We start from the raw sequence: 1,194 nt of genomic DNA, 5'->3' as shown, positions 1-1,194 counted from the left end.
GCGTTTCGGGCCGGCCATCACGTTCAGGTAATAGCCATCGTAGCCATACGGCACGGTGACGGGGTGGTAACCCCTGGGCACCATCACCACGTCGTGGTTTTCCACGGCCATGGCTTCGTCGATACTGCGGTCGTCCGTGTAGACGCGTTGGTACGCAAAGCCCTGCTCGGGGTTCAAGCGGTGGTAGTACGTTTCTTCCAGCGAACTTTCCAGCGGGATATTGTCATCGTCGTGCTTGTGCGGCGGATAGCTGGACGAATGGCCGGACGGCGTGACCACCTCGACCACCAGCAAGCCATCGGCCTCGGCCGTCTGCGGCAGGATGTCGCACACATAGCGGGTGTTCGCGCCCTTGCCGCGCACGGAACGCGTCATCGACTGCGGGTCGATCAAGCGCGCCGGACGATGGGTTGTGGCCGGTGCGCTGCACAGCGCCACTTCCGCGTTGCCCACGGCCGTGATACCGACCGTGGTTTCCAGCGGCACATACACGGCGTAGGGCGAAACATCTTCAAACACGCTCTGGCGATTGCCGATGGCTTCCCAGGTCTGCCCGCCCGCCTGCACCGTCACCGTGCCCGTCAGCACGACGAGGCACAGTTCGCGGCGGCCCGTCTCCAACGTCAGCTGTTCGCCTGCCGCCAGCCGGTGCGCGGCAAAGCCCACGTGCGTCCAGCCGGCCGATTCCGGCGTCACTTCGACGATGGCCGAACCGGCCCTCGCCTTGACCAGCAGCGGGCTCATGCCGCCTCCCGCCCCAGGCGGGGAATCGCGTCGACCAGGCGTGCCAGGTAATCGTGGCCCATCTTGGCATACTGATAGCTGGGGGCCACGGCCGGATCTTGCTCCGCCTCCACCACCAGCCAGCCTTCGTAGCCGTGCAAATACAGGCGCGTGAGGATGGCAGGAAAGTCGATGCTGCCGTCGCCCGGCACGCTGAAGGCGCCATTGATGACGGCCTGCAAAAAACTCCAGTGGCCATTTCTCGCCAGTTTCACCACGTTGGGGCGCACATCCTTGCAATGCACGTGGCAAATGCGTTCAATATGTTTATTCAGCACCGCCAGCGCATCGCCGCCGGCAAAGGTGATGTGGCCCGTGTCGAACAGCAAGCCGACTTGCGGCCCCGTCAAGGCCATCAACTGGTCCACGTCGGCCGGCGTTTCCACGTAGGCGCCCATGTGGTGGTGGTAG

At 64.2% G+C, this 1,194-nt stretch carries 2 protein-coding genes; both read right to left on the bottom strand.

Annotated elements, in window-relative coordinates; genetic code table 11:
• Positions 1 to 744 (bottom strand): 5-deoxy-glucuronate isomerase (gene iolB / locus O0881_RS29175; RefSeq protein ID WP_289914106.1); only part of this gene is annotated, 744 nt, incomplete at its 3' end.
• Positions 741 to 1,194: TIM barrel protein (locus O0881_RS29170; RefSeq protein WP_289914105.1), on the bottom strand; the 454-nt coding region annotated here is incomplete at its 5' end. The genes O0881_RS29170 and iolB, both read right to left, overlap by 4 nt.

The sequence above is a fragment of the Janthinobacterium sp. SUN100 genome, assembly GCF_030397705.1.
Lineage (GTDB): Bacteria > Pseudomonadota > Gammaproteobacteria > Burkholderiales > Burkholderiaceae_D > Janthinobacterium > Janthinobacterium kumbetense.
The sequence above is the reverse complement of the archived record's forward strand: the minus strand, read 5'-3'. Positions and strand labels throughout refer to the sequence as shown.